We start from the raw sequence: 17,708 nt of genomic DNA, 5'->3' as shown, positions 1-17,708 counted from the left end.
CCCGAGGGCACCCTGGACGCCGCCGCCGAGCGGCTCGGGCATCTCGCCGAACTGGGCGTGACACATGTGCAGCTGATGCCGTTGTGCCCCTTCCCGGGCACGCACGGCTGGGGCTACGAGGGTGTCTCGCTGTGGGCGGTGCACGAGCCGTACGGCGGGCCCGAGGCGCTGAAGCGCTTCGTCGACCGGGCCCACGAACTCGGCCTGGGCGTGGTGCTCGACGTCGTGCACAACCACTTCGGCCCGTCCGGCAACTACCTGCCCGTCTTCGGCCCGTACCTCACGGACATCCACCACACCCCCTGGGGCGCCGCGGTCAACCTGGACGCGCCCGGCTCGGACGAGGTGCGCGCGTACCTGCTCGGCAGCGCGCTGGCGTGGTTGCGCGACTACCGGATCGACGGTCTGCGCCTGGACGCGGTGCACGCGCTGGTGGACACGCGCGCGTGCCACTTCCTGGAGGAGCTGTCGACGGCCGTGGACGCCCTGGCCGCCGAGACGGACCGGCCGCTGTTCCTGGTCGCCGAGTCGGACCTGAACGACCCGCGGCTCATCACCTCCCGTGCCGAAGGCGGCCTCGGGCTGCACGCGCAGTGGAACGACGACTTCCACCACGCCCTGCACACCACCCTGACCGGCGAGTCGCAGGGCTACTACGCCGACTTCGCGCGCGCCCCGCTCGGCGGGCTCGCCAAGACCCTCACCGGTGGTTACTTCCACGACGGGTCGTACTCGAGTTTCCGCGAGCGGCACCACGGGCGCCCGCTGGACCGCACGCGGGTGGCCGGGCACCGGCTGCTCGGCTACGGCCAGACCCACGACCAGATCGGCAACCGCGCCCAAGGGGACCGGCTTTCGGCCCTGGTCTCCCCCGGACTGCTGGCGTGCGCGGCCACGCTGATCCTGACGGCGCCCTTCACTCCGATGCTCTTCATGGGCGAGGAGTGGGCGGCGGGCACGCCCTGGCAGTTCTTCACCGACCACACCGACCCGGAGCTCGCGGACGCCGTACGGCGGGGCAGGCGGCGGGAGTTCGCCGCGCACGGCTGGAAGGAGGAGGACGTGCCCGACCCGCAGGACCCGGCGACCCGGGACCGTTCCTGCCTCGACTGGTCCGAGCCGGACCGCGAGCCCCACGCGCGCATGCTGGCCTGGTACCGGCAGCTCCTCGCCCTGCGCCACGAGCAGCCGGACCTGACCGACCCCGACCTCGCCGACACCAAGGTGGCCTACGACGAGGAGCGGCGCTGGATCGCCTTCCGGCGCGGGGACGTCCTCGTGGCGGTGAACCTGGCCTCCGAGCCGGCCGGCCTGCCGCTCGGCGTGCCGCACGCGCGCGTGCTGGCCGCGTGGGAGCCGGTGGACAAGCCCGGGGCGGACGGGGTGGTGCGGCTGCCCGGGGAGTCGGCGGTGGTGCTCGCGCAGGACTGACAGCCGAGCGGGTCAGCGGAGCTTCGCGTCCTGTGCCTCGAGGACGGGCGCGAGGAGTCTCGGCCTCGCGATGTAGGCGCCGCCCACCGCGGTGCAGACGACGATGGCGTCGCCGTGGCGTACGACGGTGGTGCGGATCGGCCGGGAGCCGCCGCCCTCCTCCGTGATCATGCCGCGGTACGCGAGGGCCTCGTCGCCGACGTCGGGGGTCTCCTCCGGCTCGAACGGGTAGTACAGCTCGCCGTGGCCGTTCGCCTTGACGCTGAAACCGAGGGAACAGCCCTGCACGGCATCCTCGAGGAGGGTGTTCATCGCCGTCATCGCCATGCCCTGGTCGTACGTGGCGAGGGTGACGTAGATCCGGGTGCCGGGCGCCTCCTCGGTCGAGACGACGCGGCTCAGGGAGGCCTGCGGCCTGCCGAGGGGCAACTGGTGCGTCATGGCCGCCAGGGGTATGCAGGCCCCGTCGCCGGTGATCTCCCGCGCGGACCTGGCGAAGACGGACTTCCCCTTGGCCGGGTCGAACTCCCGCACCGAGTAGCCGGTGCCGAGGTCGGCCCGGCCGACCAGGAGCGCGGTGACGCGTTCCGCCGGGGTCGGCTGCCGCTTCGGGGGAGCCGTGGCGCCGGCGGACGCCGTGGCCGTGCCGGAGCAGCCGGCCGCGGAGATGAGGGCGGCGACGGTCAGCAGGGACACGGCCGCCGCGGTGGTGCGCTTCATGAGCGGAGGATAGCCCTGCGCAACGGCGCCGCCCGGCCTGCTACAGGGCGTCGTCCGCGTCCCCCAGGTCCGTCACCCGTTCCAGCAGGATCGGCTCCCAGGCACGGCGCAGCCGGGTCCGCAGCAGGGTGGCGTCCTTGCCGGTGAGGTCGTCGGCGAGACGGATCACGGCGTCGCAGCGGGCGAGCCACAGGCCGCGCAGGCAGGGGCGGGCACCGTAGCCGGCGAGGGTGGCGGCGCGTACGGCGGCGGGTGAGCCGACGGCGAGGGCGAGACCCGCGATGTCCTCGGCCGGGTCACCGACGGCCGTGCCCGCCCAGCCGAGCACGCCGCGCACCCTGCCGTCGGCGCTGACCACGAGGTGGCCGCCCGTGAGGGCGTGGTGGGTGAGGACCGCCGAGCCGGGCTGCGCGGCGAGCTGGGACGCCGCGGGCGGGGTGAGCTGGTTCAGGCGCGCGGGGTCGAACTCGTCGGCGTCGGCGAGGCGTTCGGCGGCGCGTACGGCGGCCCGGCGCAGCGCCTCCAGGGAGCGCGGCGCGGCACGCGGCACGCCGAGTGTCTCGGCCTGCCGGGCCGGCACCTCTCGCAGGCCCGTGAGGAGCCCGGCGAGGTCGGCCTCGCCGACGGCGGACACGTCGTGCTCCTCCCCCGAGCCGCCGGGCACCTTGGTGTCCAGCGTGTAGCTCAGGCCGGGTGCCCACTCGCCGTGGGCGACGCTGACCGGCACCGCCACCGGGACGTGCGGGCGGACGAGCTCGCGCAGGCGCAGTTCGCGGCGCTGGCGCAGGGTGGCGTCCCGGTCGGGGGCCAGGCGCAGGACGTGGCGGGTGCCGACCCACCAGGTGACGGGTTCGGCATCCCGGGTGGCGGGCCGGATGTCGGGGCCGGGGCCGGGGCCGCCCTGCCGGTTCTCCTTGCCGCCCCTGCCGCTCCTGGCGTCCTTGGCGTTCTTGCCTTCCTTGGCGTCGTCGAGGAGGGACTGGACCAGCCGGCGGACGGTGTCCGCGGTGGGTGTGGGTGCCTGGGTCATGGTCGCGCCGTTGCCGTTCGGGAGGCGTGCTGGGGACATCGGGGCCTCACTCCACTATGACCAGCTCGCGTGGGGTGGTGTTCAGGCGCCGCCCGCCGTCCTCGGTGACGGTCACGATGTCCTCGATGCGGACCCCGAACCGGCCGGGCAGGTAGATGCCCGGTTCCACGGAGAAGCACATCCCGGGCACGAGGGGCCGCTCCTCGCCCTCGATCATGTAGGGCGGCTCGTGGGTGGTGACGCCGATCCCGTGTCCGGTGCGGTGGATGAAGTACTCGCCGTAGCCCGCGTCGGCGATGACCCGTCGGGCGGCCCGGTCCACGTCCTGGCAGGCCGCCCCGGGCCGCACGGCACGGAAGCCGGCCTCCTGCGCCTCGCGCACGACGGCGTGCACGCGGCGCTCCTCGTCGGTGGGTTCGCCGACGTGGACCGTGCGGGAGGTGTCGGAGCCGTAGCCGTCCCGCAGGCCGCCGAAGTCGAGGACGACCATGTCGCCCCGGGCGATGACGCGCTCGCCCGCCTCGTGGTGCGGGTCGGCGCCGTTGGGGCCCGAGGCGACGATGGTGAAGTCGACCTGCTCGTGTCCGTGCCGGCGCAGCAGCCGGTCGAGGTCCGCGGCGATCTCGGCTTCCCGGCGTCCGGCGAAGGGGACGTTCCGGATCTCCTCGAACGTCGCGTCGGCGGCGGCTCCCGCGGCCGCCATGAGGTCCAGCTCCGCCGCGTCCTTGACGGCACGCAGCATCGGCAGGGACTCGGTGAGCGAGGCGTAGGAGCTGCCGGGCAGGGCCCGCTGGAGGGCCAGCAGGTGCAGGGCCCACGCGTTGTCGCTGATGCCGAACCGGCCCGGGGCGTCGAGGAGGGCGGCGGTGGCGGCGTAGGGGTCCTTGCCGTCGGCCCAGTCGCGCAGGGTCAGCGCGGGCGCGCCGGCCGCCCGGTGCGCGTCCGGGGCCTCCAGGGCGGGGACGACCAGGACGGGGTCCTGCCCGGCGGCGAGGACCAGCAGGGTGAGCCGCTCGGTGACCGCCGGAGGCGTGTAGCCGGTGAGCCACACCAGGTCCGGTCCCGGGGCGACCAGCAGGCCCGCGAGACCGGCCTCGGCGGCCGTCCGCGCCGCGCGCTCCATTCGGGCCCGGTAGTCGTCGGCGGTGAAGGACGCTGCCGTGCTTCCGGTCATCCGGGCCTCCCAGGCGGACGAAGGGGCTACGGGCAGCATCCTGCCCGGCCGAAGGAGGCGGCGCGAGCCGTCTGCGGGCATTCACCCGTCGACCTGTCTAACGGCAGTGGATTGCCCAAGCGTTAGACGTAATGCTTGGATACAGCTCTTCCATTAGCGTTCGATCGAGGGGGCGTACGACGGTGCTGGTACTCGCACACATCAGCGATCTGCATCTGGACGGGAGCGCGCGGGCCACGGAACGCGCCGAGCGGGTGCGCGACCGCCTCTGGGGGCTGCCGGGCCCCGTGGACGCGCTGCTGGTGACGGGGGACATCGCGGAGCACGGCACGGAACCCGAGTACGAGGAGGCCGCCCGCATCCTGGGGCTGCGCGCCGGTGACGCCCCGTTCCCGGTGCTGACGTGCCCCGGCAACCACGACAGCCGTACGCCCTACCGCAAGGCGCTGCTGGACCGGCCCGGGGGCGAGGGGCCGGTCAACAGCGTCCAGGTCTTCGACGACGGCGCGGTGCTGATGTGCGACTCCAGCGTCCCGGGCCGCGACGACGGGGAGCTGGACGAGGAGACGTACGACTGGATCGAGACGACCCTCGACGAACTCGACGACGGGCTTTCGGCCCTGCTCGTCCTCCACCACCCGCCGGTGGCGCTGCACCACCCCCTGCCCGACTCCTACCCGCTGCGTCACCCCGGCCGGCTGGCCGGTCTGCTGGCCCGTCGGCCCGGGATCGCCGGGCTGATCACCGGCCACGCCCACACCCCCGCCGCCACCCTGTTCGCCGGGCGGCCGCTGGTCGTCGGGCCCGGCGTGACCTGGACGCTGCGGCTGCCCTGTGAGGGCGAGCACATCGCGGACCGGGAGGCACCGCCCGGGTTCGCCCTCCACGTCCTGGACGACTCGGGCCGGCTCACGAGCCACTTCCGCGTCGTGCCGTGAGGGCGCGGCTCACGCGGCGACGGCCGGTACGAGCGTCAGCTGCTCGTAGCCGCCGCTGCGGTGGCGGACCGTCAGCCTGACCTCGGAGCCCGGGCGGGCGCGGGCGACGGCCCGGACCAGATCGGCGGCCGTGTCGATCCGGGTCGTGCCGAAGGCGAGGAGGACGTCGCCACGCACCAGACCGGCGGCCTGGGCCGGCCCGGGGACGTGCAGCCCCACGACCACGGCCCCCGGCTTGCGGGCGTCCATGACCTGCACGCCGAGGGAGGCGGCGGTGGGCGCCGAGGGAGCGGACGCGGGTGAGGGAACGGGAGGTGACGGAGTGTGCCATCCGCGTGGGTCGAGGCGCCCGCCCTTGCCGAGCACCGTGGCCCCCATCGCCCCGAGGCCGATCCCGGACAGCACCAGGACGGCGCCGGCGAACCCGGCGAGCAGGACGTTGAGGAACCGCCTCCCCCGGCGCCGGGCGGCGTGCGGGCGCGGCCGTGACGGGCCGGGCCCCTTCGCCGGCGCGGCCCTGTCCGGGTCCTGCCCCGGCATCGGCTTGGGTCGCAGCGCGGTCTGTTCCATGGCTCGCCTCCGGATGGTGCCGATCGGCTCCGGCGGATGCCGGAGCGATCTCGGCAGGTGCTCTACCCGGCGCATCGGCGGCCGACGAGCCACGAACGAGTGAGACTGACCGACGGCCGGGAGGGTCAGGAGGGGAGCCGAACGCGGAGACGGCTCGTACCGCCCCCGGGTCGCCGGGTGCGGTACGAGCCGTGGAGCAGGCGGGCGCCCGGCCGGTGTGGCCCTCCGGCCGGGACGTCGCCCCCTCAGCGAAGAACGGGCACGGGTACGGCGGGCGGCCGACCCGGGAGGAAGCCGTGGGCGCGCTTGGACAGCCACGCTTCCTTGTAGCGGTCCACCTCCCGATGCCAGTGGAGGATGCCGGACATCCAGTTCCGCAGGTCCGTCACGTACTCCCCCATCGCCGCACGCGCTTGTGCCGTGAGCCGGAAGTCGTCGTACAGGATGGGCAGTTCGTGAGCGACGACGTGCTCGAACTGGTGCATGCGCCGGCTCATCAGATCGTGCACGATGCCGAGCCCGGTCGGGTAGTCACAGCCGAAGAAGGACTGCACGACGAGGATCGCGTTGTGGATCTCCCCCTCGAACTCGATCTCCTTCTGGTACGAGAAGACGTCGTTGAGGAGGCACGCGAAGTCCATCGCGGCGTTCTCCAGGGAGCGGACCGGGCCGCTGCGGTAGACCTCGGGCGGGACGGCCGGGCCGTGTCCCCTCCGGCACAGGCTCAGGGTGAGCTCGGAGCCGAAGGTCGCCCTGCGCATCTCCAGGTAGTCCACCGGGTCGGGCACGCGGTTCTGGAGATGGTTGGACAGCTCCCACACCCAGCTCTCGGTCATGGCGTCGACCGCGTCCTTGAACCCGCGCCGCGCCTCGGGCGTCATCTCGGCGGTGGTGCGCGCCCACAGGTCGACCAGCCCGCGTTCCATGGCGTTGACCGGGAGCAGGGGCTCCTCGCCGTCGACCGGCATGCAGTCGGACAGGCGGGCGGTGGTCAGCCGGGCGGCGGCGAGGTCGCGGCGGTGGCCGTAGACCAGCGGGTAGTAGTCGTCGCCGTAGGTGCCCCAGGCGAGCCACTGCGCGCTCAGGTCGAGGGCCTCGGACGTGGCGTCCGGGTCGAGGCCGGCCGAGCAGAGCGCGAGGTCGTAGGCGCGGAGCTTGTCCTCGTCCCAGACGCCCTCGGCGAGGATGCCCATGCGCTCCACCCAGTCGCGCAGGCTCCGGCGGGCGTTGTCGAGATGCGGGCTGAGCTCCAGCGGGAACGGCATGCGGATGTCGGGGATCTGCGAGGGCCCGGTCTTCTGGTACGGCACGTGCGTGTACGAGCGCAGCCGCCGCTCGGCACCGGCCGACGCGAGCAGGGCGCGGACGTCGGCGGCGGAGGTGCCGATGCCGGAGCATCCCGGCCACGGGCTGTCGCCGCGCAGCGCGTTCTCGTTCATGTAGCGGCTGGAGCGCAGATGCCACTCGTGGCCACCGGACTGCCAGTCCTGCAGCCCCTTCGTGTACGCCGCCACCGCCGCGAGTTCGTCCGGCCGGAGGCCCTTCTCCAGGGCCACGGCGGGCACTTCGGTGAACGCCGTGTGCTCGAACTGGTGGAGGCGGGAGGTGAGGATGTCGTTGACGATGTCGGCGGCCTCCTGGGTGGTGCAGCCGAAGAAGGTCTCCAGGACGAGCACGCCGTTGCTGTTCTCACCCTCGTCCTCCACCTCGCGCTGGTAGGAGAACAGGTCGTTGCGCAGGTGCACGGCGTCGGAGAACGTCTCCATCAGCACCCTCAGCGGCCTGGTCCCGGCGACGCAGGCGGGCACTTCGGCGGTCGCGTACTCCACGAGCCCCGCCGACCAGGGGGCGCCGCCGACCTTGCGGCGCATCTCGATGTACTCGACGGGGTTGGCGATCCGCCCCTCGTTGATGTTGGACAGCTCCCACATCGACTCGTTGAGGAGGTGCTCGGTGGCCACGGCGAAGCGGCGGCGCCACCCCTCGGACATCCTCGGCACCGTGCGCGCCCACAGGTCGGCGAGGCCCGCCTCGACCGGGTTCTGCGGTTCCGGCACGGGAGCGAACAGGTCCAGCGGCATGAACAGCGGCAGCCGGTCCAGGTGGGCCTTGCCGGCGGCGCGGTCCTGGCTGCGCTTGTACATCTCCAGGAAGTGGTCGTCGAAGAAGAAGACCCACACGTACCAGTCGGTGATGAGGGAGAGGTCGGGGCCGTCGCAGTCGGGGTGGGTGTACGCGCAGAGCAGGCCGTAGTCGTGCGCGTCGAGGTCGGCCTGTTCCCAGACGCCGGATCCCTCCAGCATGCCCATCTCGCGCGCCCACCCGGTCGAATGGGCCCGGGCCTCGTCGACGTGCGGGTTCAGCCGCGCGGGGTGCGGCAGGTAGAAGTGCGGGAGTTCGAACGGCTGCGTCATGGCCGGGCCCTACCCGGCGTCCCGCGGTGACATCCACCGGACCGGACATGATCACACTATCGCGTGAATCGGGGGCCAACACGGCAGCCTCGGCCGTGACTTGTGGCGTTCCCTCGACCGCGCCCCCCCTACCGGGCGTCCCGTACCTGGATCAGCGCGTGCGTGCCGCTGGTGCGCCAGCGCTGCTCCTCCGCCGCGACCAGGGCGGCCTCGGTGGGCGCGTCGAGGCCGGTGATCACGTCGGACTTCAGGGTGCGCAGGGCGGCGACCGGGCCGGGGAAGTAGGCCGTGACGTCCGGGAAGGGAGTCGTGGGGGCCCACAGCCGGTCGCCCACCAGGCGGCGGTAGTTGAGGTCGCCCTTGACGATCGTGAGCGTGGCCGAGGCGAACTCGGCGCGCAGGTCGCCGGGCATCTCCTCGTACGGCAGCGGAGCGCTGGAGAAGGGGTGGGCGCGCAGGGTGAGGTGGCCGTCGGCCAGGGCGGACCACAGCAGCCGCCCGTACGCGGCGGCCGCTCCCCCGGCGCCGGTCAGCCGGCGCAACGCGTCGACGACGTCGGCGGTGGTGGCGTCGGAGACGTAGTAGGGGCAGGGCTTGACGTGCAGGGCCGCGTGCCCGATGCGGCCGGTCCGAAGGAGGTGGGCGACGAGGAGGAGATCGGGGACGAGTTCGCGGCCCGCGTTGTCGGCGACCAGGCACAGGGTGCCCCCGTCGGTGCTGTCCAGCAGCGACCAGAGCCGGTCGCTGTCGTCGGCGACCAGGCCGGGCGCGGCGTCCGCGTCCCGCGCGCCTTCGGCGGAGAGGCGGAAGCCCAGGTCGGCACGATTGCCCCACAAGGAGCCGTGCAGCAGCGCCTGCGCCTGTTCGGCGGCGGGGCGGTCGGCGAGGTCGTCGAGGGCGGCGAGTTCCCGGTCGGTCTCGGCGGAGTCGAGTTCGGCGAGCTTGAACGGGCGGAAGGGGTCGATGCCCTGCCAGGGGCCGGGGCCGAACCAGCCGACGGCTTGGAGCAGTCGGCGGTAGAACCAGCTCTCGGACCACAGCCACGGCACGTCGAACCAGGAGCGTCCGGTGTACTCGGGCAGCCCCCAGGTCTCCCACTGAGCGCGGTCGGGCGCGTCGGCGGGGAGGGGTTCGATCGCGCCCTCGGTGCAGTTGACGAGCAGTTCGTCGAGGGCGCGGTGCTGTGCGGGTTCGTACGGGAAGGCCTCGCGGACCTGCTGGATGATCGCGGGGTGCCGCTCGGCCAGCACGCTCTGGGGGAAGGAGCCCGGCTGGTTGCCGAGGAGCAGGGGCGCGGAGGGGGTGTCGGGCATGGGCCTCACGGTAACGCGCGTGCGCCGCGCACGGGACGACCCGCCGGCGCCCTGGTCACACCGGCACGATCTCCCGCTCCAGACGGGCCGCCAGGCTCAGATAGCGAGCTCGGCGGGTGACCGGGACCAGACCGCGGATGAGTATGTTCCACATCTCGGCCGTCCGGCGGGGCTGCCGCGCGACCGGCTCGCGGGAGCGGCCCACGACGCGGGTGCCGACGAAGAAGCAGACCAACGAGTGGGCCACGACGTCGATATCGATGTCGGGGTGGACGTCGGACTCCTTGACCGCTGCGACGAGCCGGGCCGTGACGATGTCCAGCCACTCGGTGAACGGGTGGCTCAGGGGCGGCCGGGGCCGGATCCCGCCCGTGGCGAGTCGCAGCCCGGCCCGCAGCACCGGGTCCTCGACGGACATGCGGGTGATGCCGAACGTGAGGCGCATCAACGCCTCCAGGGAGGTGTGACCGCGGTTGTCGGTCTCCGTCGCCAGCCGGCGGGCGGTGTGCGACTGAAGTTCGAGGATCGCGTGGGCGAGATCCTCCTTCGCCGCGAAGTGGAAGTACAGGGCACCCTTGGTGACGTGAGCGTGCTCCACGATGTCGCTGAGACTGGTCGATTCGTAGCCGCGACGGTCGAACAGGTCAGCGGCGGCCGTGATGATCGTCGAGCGGGTCTGCTCGGCTCGCAACTGCCTCGCCATCGACTGAACTCTCCCGGGACGGAAATGAACGGGTCATGCCGTTTGTTTTTACCCCGCGTACACGATAACTCACCCTGAGACGGCGCTCATCACACCAGTGTGCCGGAGTGCGGGTGCACATCCGGCAAAACAAGCGAAACCGGTGAAAGAAAACAGCGCGTTCGGTATCTAACTGTGGGGGATGTGGGGCCAAACGTAAAGGCGGGCCGGCCGGTGCCCCATCCGCACCGGCCGGCCCGCCCGTTCGTGGCCTGCCTCGTTCAGCGTTCCCGAAGGAGGATCAGAAGGTCAGCTTCCAGCCGTTGAGGGTGCCCGTGTCCTGGGCGGCGGTGTCCTGGACGCGCAGCTTCCAGGTGCCGTTGGCCACCTCACTGGAGGCGTTCACCGTGTAGGTGGTGTTCACGTTGTCGGCGGAGTCCGACGCGGCGGACTTCAGGCGGTACGCCGAACCGTCCGGCGCGACCAGGTCGATGACCAGGTCACCGCGGTAGGTGTGGGTGATGTCCACCCCGACCTGGAGGGCCGAGGGGGCGTTGCCGCTGCGGCCGGTGACGCTGATCGGCGACTCGATGGCGGCACCGTTGTCCGGGATGGCGACGGCGGTGGTGCTGGAGAAGGTCGTGCCGGTGGTGGGCGTACCGCCCTTGACGGCCTGGACCGTCTTGGCGGCGTCCGCGAGGCCCGCGCCGCAGCCGCCGGAGCAGGTGCCGGGCAGCGGGCGGGAGTTGGCCTTGATGGCGGACTCGATCTGCGCCGGGGTGAGGGCGGAGTTGGCCGACTTCATGAGCGCTGCGAGGCCCGCGACGTGCGGGGTGGCCATGCTGGTGCCCTGGTAGTAGGCGTAGTTCTCGCTCGACGGCGTCTTCGTGCCGGAGTTCAGCGTGGAGAGGATGCCGTTGGCGGTGGAGGTGCGGGTCTCACCACCGGGGGCGGCGATGTCGACGAGCGAGCCGTAGTTGGAGTACGAGGCCCGGCTGCCGGCGCGGTTGGTCGCGGCGACGGCGATGACGTTGTTGCAGTTCGCCGGGGAGGCGTTCGAGACGTTCTGGTTCTCGTTGCCGGCCGCGACGACGACCGAGGTGCCGCGGTTCACGGCGCCGTTGATGGCGCTCTGGGTCGCGGTGGAGCAGGCGCCGCCCCCGCCGAGGCTCATGTTGATGACCTTGGCGACGTTGGTGTTGGCGGGCACGCCCGAGACCGTGCCGCCGGACGCCCAGGTGATGGCGTCGATGATGTCGGAGTCGTAGCCGCCGCACTTGCCGAGGACACGGACCGGGGAGATCTTCGCGCCGTAGGCGATGCCGGCGACGCCCTTGCCGTTGTTGGTGGCGGCGGCGATGGTGCCGGCCACGTGGGTGCCGTGCCAGGAGGAGCCGGAGGCGGCGATGCCCTGGCCGCACTCGTTGTCGTTGTACCAGTCGCCCGGGTCGGCCGGGTTGCTGTCACGGCCGTTGCCGTCGACGGAGACGGCGGTGTCGGAGATGAAGTCGTAGCCGCCGACGATGTTCGCGGCCAGGTCGGAGTGGGCCACGTACCCGGTGTCGATGACGGCGACGGTGACGCCGCTGCCGGTGGTGGTGTCCCAGGCGCCGGGGACGTTCATGCCCGCGGTGGACTCGAACAGGTCCCACTGCTTGCTGTAGTCGGTGTCGTTCGGGGTGACGGCCGTCGGCTTGTTCAGGCGGTCCGGGACGACGTAGGCGACCTGCGGGTCGGCCTTGTACTGGGCGACGACGTCGGCGACGGAGGCACGGGTGGGGTTGGCGCCCAGCTCGACGAGGGCGGCGCCGGTGCCGAGGCGGCGCTGGAAGTCGATCTCCTCGCCGGTCTTCTCGGCCTTGGACTCGGCGTCGGCGGCGGCGGCCTTGTTCGACTTGGCCTCGTCGGCGCCGGACTTGTAGCCGACGATGAGGCGCTCGGCCTGGATGCCGGGGGCCGCTTCCGTCTGGGCGGCCGGAACGGCGGCCGCGCGGGGGGCGGACTCCTGGGCGACGGCGACCGAGGCGGGGGCTGCGGTCAGCAGGGCGGCGGAGACGGCGGCGACGGATATCAGCTTCCGTCTGAGCTCTGGGGAGGTACGCACGGTCGTTGCCTTTCGTGGCCGGACTCCGGGCTGGGCGGAGCGGCGGTGGACTCGCTTCGTCCTCGAAGCGCAGGGGGGTGGTTCGAAAAGCGAAGAGCGACGCGATGGCCGGCCAGGCGTGTGGCGGAAGCGGACCCGTTCGGGGTTACCTGTGGGTCAGCTGTGGTCGAACGATAGGCAAAGGAAAGGTCACCGGGATACGGGGGAAACCCTCGATCAGGCTGGAACACGACCCTCTATGGCGGGCAGTTGGGCGCCCAATGGACCCTTTTCGAGCAGGTCGTGGCGTGATGAACGCGTCGGGCCGATTTCCCGTACTGCACTACCGAACGTCGCCGCCCGGGCCGAGGAGATGCAGACGGATGCCTCGTACGACCGCACACCGCACCGCACTCGCGGCCGCCCTCGTGACCCCGATGCTGCTGCCGCTGTGGGCGGCGGGGCCCGCCCGGGCGCACGGTGCCCCGACGGACCCGGTGAGCCGGGTGGTGGCCTGTTCGCCGGAGGGTGGTGAACGCACGGGCACGGCGGCCTGCCGAGCGGCCGTCGCGGCGAACGGCGCGCCGTTCACGGCGTGGGACAACCTGCGGGTGGCGAACGTGAACGGCCGGGACCGGGAGGTCGTCCCGGACGGGAAGCTGTGCAGCGGCGGCCTGCCCGCCTACCGGGGCCTCGATCTCGCCCGCGCGGACTGGCCGTCGACCCGGATGACGCCCGGCGCGAGACTGCGGATGCGGTACGTCTCGACGATCCCCCACACCGGCACGTTCCGTATGTATCTGACGAAGCCCGGCTACGACCCGGCCGGGCCGTTGTCCTGGTCCGACCTGCCCGAGAAGCCGTTCGCCCAGGTGACGGACCCGGCGCTGACGGACGGCGCGTACCGCTTCGAGGTGACTCTGCCGTCGGACCGTACCGGGCGCCATGTGCTGTACACGGTCTGGCAGAACAGCAGCACGCCGGACACCTACTACTCGTGCTCGGACGTGGTGTTCCCGGAGACGGAGAAGAAGCCTCGGGAGCAGGCGGAGGAGCAGAAGCCGGAGGAGCGGGAGGCCGGGCAGAAGAGCGAACCGGACAGAGAGAAGGCGACGGAGAAGCAGAAGCCGGCGGCGAGCCCTGCCGCGCACTCCCCCGGGCCCGCGCCGCAGGGCGACCAGACGCCGCTGGCCACCACCTCCGGCCCGGCCTCCGGCCCGTCCGCGCCCATGCTGGCGGGCGGCGCCGCGGCGGTGCTGTTGCTCACCGGCGGCGCCGCCCTGGCCGTACGGCTACGGCGGCGCTGAATCAGCGCCCCGCGGCCGGCTAGTTGACGGTGACGGCGGCACCGCCCTTGGTCACCGGGGCGTACTTGGCGGTGAAGAAGGCGTTGGCGAAGCACAGCGACGAGCCGGACACCTTGGTGAACTGCTGGTTGGTGAAGGAGATGCTGTTGTCGGCGTTGCTCGCCGTTCCGGTCAGGCCGGGGGCCTGGTAGACGCAGGTGACACTGCCGAGCAGGGTGCGCAGCTTGACCGTGGACTGGACGGTGGAGCCCGCGGCCGGGGTGACGGAGACGGCGCCGCCGGAGGAAACGCTGGTCGTGTAGGGCAGGTTGTCGACGGTGATGCCGCTGACGCCGAGCACTCCGATGACGTTGGTGGTGCAGCCGCTGGTGTCGAAGCTGTGCGAGGTCAGGGACTCGGTGGCGGTGCCGGGGGCGGCCGGGTTGTCGGTGACGGCGGCGGAGAACGCCGACTTGGTGCAGGAGATCCCGCTGGTGCCGGTCGCGCTGGAGTAGAAGGTGGCGGCGGTGCCGCTCGCCAGGGACGCGTCGAGGACGTCGCCGACCGCGACGGCGGCGCCGTCGGCGGTGGTCAGGACGGGGGTGTCGGCCGCGGAGGCGGGGGCGGCGAGGCCCAGGGCGGCGACGGCGGCGGTGAGGGTGAGGAGGGTGCGCGTACGCATGCGGGTGTACCTCTTTCCATAGCGGGGGGTGAGGGGGTGGCGCCGGGCGTCCGCCGTTGCCTGCCCGTCACGCCTTCTCCGTACGTGACGGGCAGGCAACGGCAGGCCGGACACCGGCCGGAGGCTCACACGGGAGGGGACCTCCGGCCGGGCCGGGCGGGGGGTGGCTGGTGGCACGGCGCCAGGGAAGCGGCCATGCCGTGGCGTGGGCTCGGGCGAGGGAAAGCCCGTGCGGACGCACCGGGCGACGAGATGCCCGTACGGAGACGGGCGGGTCCGGGACACGAGGACGTGCCGCGTGACGGATCCGGCGCCACGGATCCGGTGGGACGAGGAGAGTTGTAGACCTGCGTCTCCGCCAACGTCAAGGGTTCACAGGGGAGTTGTGCCTGGGCTGAGTCTTGCGGGGCATGGACGGCTCACCCCTGGCGCACAATCGACACTCTTTGTTCACACTTCCCTTGACCCCTCATGTAACCCCCGGTAACTTCCTCGACGGCTACTGCGGCGTAACGAGAAAGCCCTTGCAACCGCCGGGAGTTGCGGGAGACGTGCGTACGCGGTCGATGTCCGCGCCAGGGCAACGTGCCACCGAAGTCCGATCCGCACCGACATGCACCTGGAGCACACATGACCTCCTCCGCCGAGCACACCCCCGAAAGACCGGACGGCGCCGCCGCCCCCGACGTCAGTGGTCCCGCCCGACGCGGGCGGGTCCGGGCGCGCCGCGCCGCCGTGATGGCGGTGCCGGCCACCCTGGCCGCCGCCGGCCTCGCGGTCCTCACCGCCGAGGGTGCGCTGGGCGTGCAGTTCGCCATCTCCGGCATGCCCTTCACCGTCACCGCCACCGAGCTGGACGGCACCGGCTTCGCGCAGTTCGGCGGCCTGGACGAGATGGCCGAGGGCAGCCCCAACGCGGGCGAGACCGGCGGTCAGGTGCTGGTCGTCACCTCCGTGATCAAGAACGCGACGCTCACCAAGCTCTGCCAGAGCGTGGACCTGGGTGGCACGAACCTGGTCATCCGGGCGGGTGAGGGCTCGCAGAAGGTGCGCGCCAGCGATCTGACGACCGACTCGACCGAGCTGTCCGGCGACGCCGCCTTCACCAACATCGAGATCGGCAACGACGCCAGCACCCTGAACAAGGCGGGCCCGAAGGGCCGTGGACCGATCGGCGTGTTCAGCCAGCAGTCCGACACGGTGCACATCGCCAACCTGCGGCAGACCAACTACGCGACGACGGCCGGTGTGTTCAAGCTGCCGGGCCTGAAGCTGGGCTTCAGCGGATCGGGTTGCTGATGCCGCGCGGCCCTCTCCAGGGATTCCGGCCCGCCTTCAGGCAGTGGCGGGCCGGCCGTCCGTTCTGGGGCGGGCTGCTGCTCGCCCTGGGCGGGGCGGAGGTCCTGCTCACCCTGAAGGCGTCGCTGGACGTCATCCTGCACGTCGGCATGCAGGGCCTGGCCGGCTATCTGCTCCCGGTGGTGATGCTGCTGTGCGGCGTGCTGATCCTCTTCAACCCCACCCAGCGTCTGTTCTACTCCGTCATCGGCGTCCTGGTCTCCCTGGGCACCTGGATGACCTCCAACCTGGGCGGTTTCTTCGTCGGCCTGCTCCTGGGCGTGACCGGCAGCTGCCTCGCCTTCGGCTGGCTCCCGGACCAGGAACCCCGTGTCGGCCGCAGGCAGCGCCGCAGGGACGCCAAGGCCGCGCAGGCCGTGACGCGGCCGCTGGAGCGGAAGACCGGCCAGACCGCCTGAATCAGGTCAGTGATCCTCCGTCCCCTGGCGCCGTCCGGCCGCGGCCACTTGGCTGGACGTGTCGCGCGCTCGCCCACCGGCGGGTGCGCGCCCCGCGATCCGCCGTCAGCCCAGGGAGAGGCCCATGGAGTTCAGCCGCCCGATCGTGATCGACCCGACCGGCCGCGACATCAACGGCGAGGCCGCCCGGATCCGTGAGCGCGGACCCGTCACGCCCGTCGAACTCCCCCACGGTGTCCCGGCCTGGGCGGTCAGCAGCGCGCCGCTTCTGAAGCGGCTGCTCACCGACCCGCGGGTGTCGAAGGACCCACGCCGGCACTGGCAGCGCTGGATCGACGGCGAGGTCTCACCGGACTGGCCGCTCTACACCTGGGTCGCGGTGCGGAACATGTTCACGGCCTACGGCACCGAGCACAAACGGCTGCGCTCCCTCGTCTCCAAGGCGTTCACCCCCCGCCGCACCGCCGCGCTGCGGCCCCGGATCGAGGAGATCACCGCGGCGCTCCTCGACCGTGTCGCCAAGGCGGGGGCCGACGGGCTCACGGTCGATCTGCGGGAGGAGTTCTGCTATCCGCTGCCCATCCGGGTCATCGGCGAACTGCTCGGACTGCCCGAGGAGTTGGGTGCCGAGCTGCGGGTCGTGGTGGACGGCGTCTTCCACACCTCGGCCGACGCGGCCGAAGTCGCCGACATCTACGCCCGGTTCTACGCCGTCCTCGGTGAACTGGTCGCCGCGAAAAAGGCGGCGCCCGGCGACGACCTGACCTCCGCGCTGATCTCGGCCCACGAGGAGGAGAGCGGCACGCGGCTCAGCGAGCAGGAGCTGCTCGACACGTTGATGCTGATGATCAGCGCCGGTCACGAGACGACGGTCAACCTGCTCGACAACGCCGTCCACGCGCTGCTCACCCACCCCGACCAGCTCGCGCACGTCCGCGAGGGGCGGGCCTCCTGGGACGATGTGATCGAGGAGACCCTGCGGGCCGAGGCGCCGGTGGCCAGCCTGCCGCTGCGGTACGCCGTCGAGGACCTCCCCCTCGGTGAACTGGGCGGCCCGGACGGCGCGGTGATCCGCAAGGGAGAGGCGATCCTCGCCGCGTACGCCGCCGCCGGACGCGATCCTGAGCAGCACGGCCCGGACGCCGCCGTCTTCGACGTCACGCGAGCCTCGAAGGATCATCTGGCGTTCGGGTACGGGGTCCACCACTGCCTGGGCGCCCCGCTGGGCCGGCTGGAGGCGCGCGTGGCCCTGCCGGCGCTGTTCGACCGGTTCCCCGGCCTCACTCTCGCCGCACCGTCGGGCGGGCCGGCGCCGGTGGACTCCTTCATTTCGCACGGGCATCGGTCGCTGCCGGTTCTGACCGGCTGACGGGCGGTGCGGCGGGCGCCGCGGCCGGGGAGTCCGGCTCCGTGGCGCCCTCGTCCTTCAGGGCCCTGGCCTCGCTCTTGAGGATCCGCATCGAGCGGCCCAGCGACCGTGCCGTGTCCGGCAGTTTCTTCGATCCGAACAGGACGATCACGACGATCGCCACGATCAGCAGATGCCAGGGCTCCAGTCCGTTGCGCAGCATGTCCTGCCCTCTCTCTCGTCGACAGTTGCTACATTGCGCAACTGTACAACCCACGGG

Annotated in this window: 16 protein-coding genes; 6 read left to right on the top strand and 10 right to left on the bottom strand. The window is 72.3% G+C overall.

Going from position 1 to position 17,708, the window contains the following annotated elements; all coding sequences use genetic code 11:
* Positions 1-1,431, top strand: a 1,431-nt coding sequence (treZ, locus tag ABT116_RS00860) for a malto-oligosyltrehalose trehalohydrolase (RefSeq protein ID WP_351625895.1), incomplete at its 5' end; no start/stop codon positions are given.
* A gap of 12 nt (positions 1,432-1,443) precedes the next feature.
* Here treZ and ABT116_RS00855 read toward each other — a convergent pair.
* The 3 genes from ABT116_RS00855 to ABT116_RS00845 are packed head-to-tail and all read right to left on the bottom strand — an operon-like array spanning position 1,444 to position 4,355.
* The gene (locus ABT116_RS00855) at positions 1,444-2,151 is read right to left on the bottom strand and encodes a hypothetical protein (protein ID WP_351625893.1); all 708 of its coding nucleotides are present in this window, start codon (positions 2,149-2,151) and stop codon (positions 1,444-1,446) included.
* A gap of 40 nt (positions 2,152-2,191) precedes the next feature.
* Positions 2,192-3,181, bottom strand: coding sequence for a phosphotransferase (locus ABT116_RS00850; RefSeq protein WP_351625905.1), 990 nt, complete (start codon positions 3,179-3,181; stop codon positions 2,192-2,194).
* Between the two features lie 46 nt (positions 3,182-3,227).
* A complete protein-coding gene (locus ABT116_RS00845) occupies positions 3,228-4,355 on the bottom strand; it encodes an aminopeptidase P family protein (RefSeq protein WP_351625890.1) in 1,128 nt (375 codons plus the stop codon).
* A gap of 182 nt (positions 4,356-4,537) precedes the next feature.
* On the opposite strand from ABT116_RS00845, the gene ABT116_RS00840 reads away from it, so the two are divergent.
* Positions 4,538-5,293, top strand: coding sequence for a metallophosphoesterase (locus ABT116_RS00840; RefSeq protein WP_351625886.1), 756 nt, complete (start codon positions 4,538-4,540; stop codon positions 5,291-5,293).
* Between the two features lie 9 nt (positions 5,294-5,302).
* Here ABT116_RS00840 and ABT116_RS00835 read toward each other — a convergent pair whose 3' ends face one another.
* The 5 genes from ABT116_RS00835 to ABT116_RS00815 all read right to left on the bottom strand — a co-directional run bounded on the left by ABT116_RS00835 (position 5,303) and on the right by ABT116_RS00815 (position 12,376).
* Positions 5,303-5,863, bottom strand: a complete 561-nt coding sequence (locus ABT116_RS00835) for a PDZ domain-containing protein (protein ID WP_351625883.1) — start codon at positions 5,861-5,863, stop codon at positions 5,303-5,305.
* Between the two features lie 245 nt (positions 5,864-6,108).
* The gene (gene cyc2, locus ABT116_RS00830; RefSeq protein ID WP_351625880.1) at positions 6,109-8,277 is read right to left on the bottom strand and encodes a germacradienol/geosmin synthase Cyc2; all 2,169 of its coding nucleotides are present in this window, start codon (positions 8,275-8,277) and stop codon (positions 6,109-6,111) included.
* A 128-nt stretch (positions 8,278-8,405) separates the two neighbouring features.
* A complete protein-coding gene (locus ABT116_RS00825; protein WP_351625872.1) occupies positions 8,406-9,590 on the bottom strand; it encodes a damage-control phosphatase ARMT1 family protein in 1,185 nt (394 codons plus the stop codon).
* Between the two features lie 55 nt (positions 9,591-9,645).
* Positions 9,646-10,293 carry a ScbR family autoregulator-binding transcription factor gene (locus ABT116_RS00820; RefSeq protein ID WP_351625869.1) on the bottom strand — a complete coding sequence of 216 codons (648 nt, stop codon included), beginning with the start codon at positions 10,291-10,293 and terminating at the stop codon, positions 9,646-9,648.
* Positions 10,294-10,573: 280 nt separating this feature from the next.
* Positions 10,574-12,376, bottom strand: a complete 1,803-nt coding sequence (locus ABT116_RS00815) for a S8 family peptidase (protein ID WP_351625866.1) — start codon at positions 12,374-12,376, stop codon at positions 10,574-10,576.
* A gap of 362 nt (positions 12,377-12,738) precedes the next feature.
* Between ABT116_RS00815 and ABT116_RS00810 the strand changes: the two genes are divergently transcribed.
* Positions 12,739-13,662 (top strand): lytic polysaccharide monooxygenase auxiliary activity family 9 protein, encoded by a 924-nt coding sequence (locus ABT116_RS00810; protein WP_351625864.1) that lies wholly within the window; start codon positions 12,739-12,741, stop codon positions 13,660-13,662.
* Positions 13,663-13,681: 19 nt separating this feature from the next.
* Here the strand turns inward: ABT116_RS00810 and ABT116_RS00805 are convergent, their stop codons facing one another.
* The gene (locus ABT116_RS00805) at positions 13,682-14,323 is read right to left on the bottom strand and encodes a Tat pathway signal sequence domain protein (protein WP_351625861.1); all 642 of its coding nucleotides are present in this window, start codon (positions 14,321-14,323) and stop codon (positions 13,682-13,684) included.
* 630 nt (positions 14,324-14,953) lie between these two features.
* Here ABT116_RS00805 and ABT116_RS00800 point away from each other — a divergent pair.
* From ABT116_RS00800 to ABT116_RS00790, 3 genes are all read left to right on the top strand, one after another.
* Positions 14,954-15,622, top strand: coding sequence for a DUF6230 family protein (locus ABT116_RS00800; RefSeq protein ID WP_351625859.1), 669 nt, complete (start codon positions 14,954-14,956; stop codon positions 15,620-15,622).
* Positions 15,622-16,080, top strand: coding sequence for a DUF6114 domain-containing protein (locus ABT116_RS00795; protein ID WP_351625857.1), 459 nt, complete (start codon positions 15,622-15,624; stop codon positions 16,078-16,080). Before ABT116_RS00800 ends, ABT116_RS00795 begins: the two co-directional genes overlap by 1 nt.
* A gap of 124 nt (positions 16,081-16,204) precedes the next feature.
* The gene (locus ABT116_RS00790) at positions 16,205-17,449 is read left to right on the top strand and encodes a cytochrome P450 family protein (RefSeq protein ID WP_351625854.1); all 1,245 of its coding nucleotides are present in this window, start codon (positions 16,205-16,207) and stop codon (positions 17,447-17,449) included.
* On the opposite strand, the gene tatA is transcribed toward ABT116_RS00790, so the two are convergent.
* Positions 17,406-17,651 (bottom strand): Sec-independent protein translocase subunit TatA, encoded by a 246-nt coding sequence (gene tatA / locus ABT116_RS00785; protein ID WP_351625852.1) that lies wholly within the window; start codon positions 17,649-17,651, stop codon positions 17,406-17,408. The genes ABT116_RS00790 and tatA overlap by 44 nt on opposite strands.
* Between the last annotated feature and the right edge of the window lie 57 nt (positions 17,652-17,708).

It is taken from the genome of Streptomyces sp. NPDC002130 (assembly GCF_040296465.1).
Lineage (GTDB): Bacteria > Actinomycetota > Actinomycetes > Streptomycetales > Streptomycetaceae > Streptomyces.
The sequence above is the reverse complement of the archived record's forward strand: the minus strand, read 5'-3'. Positions and strand labels throughout refer to the sequence as shown.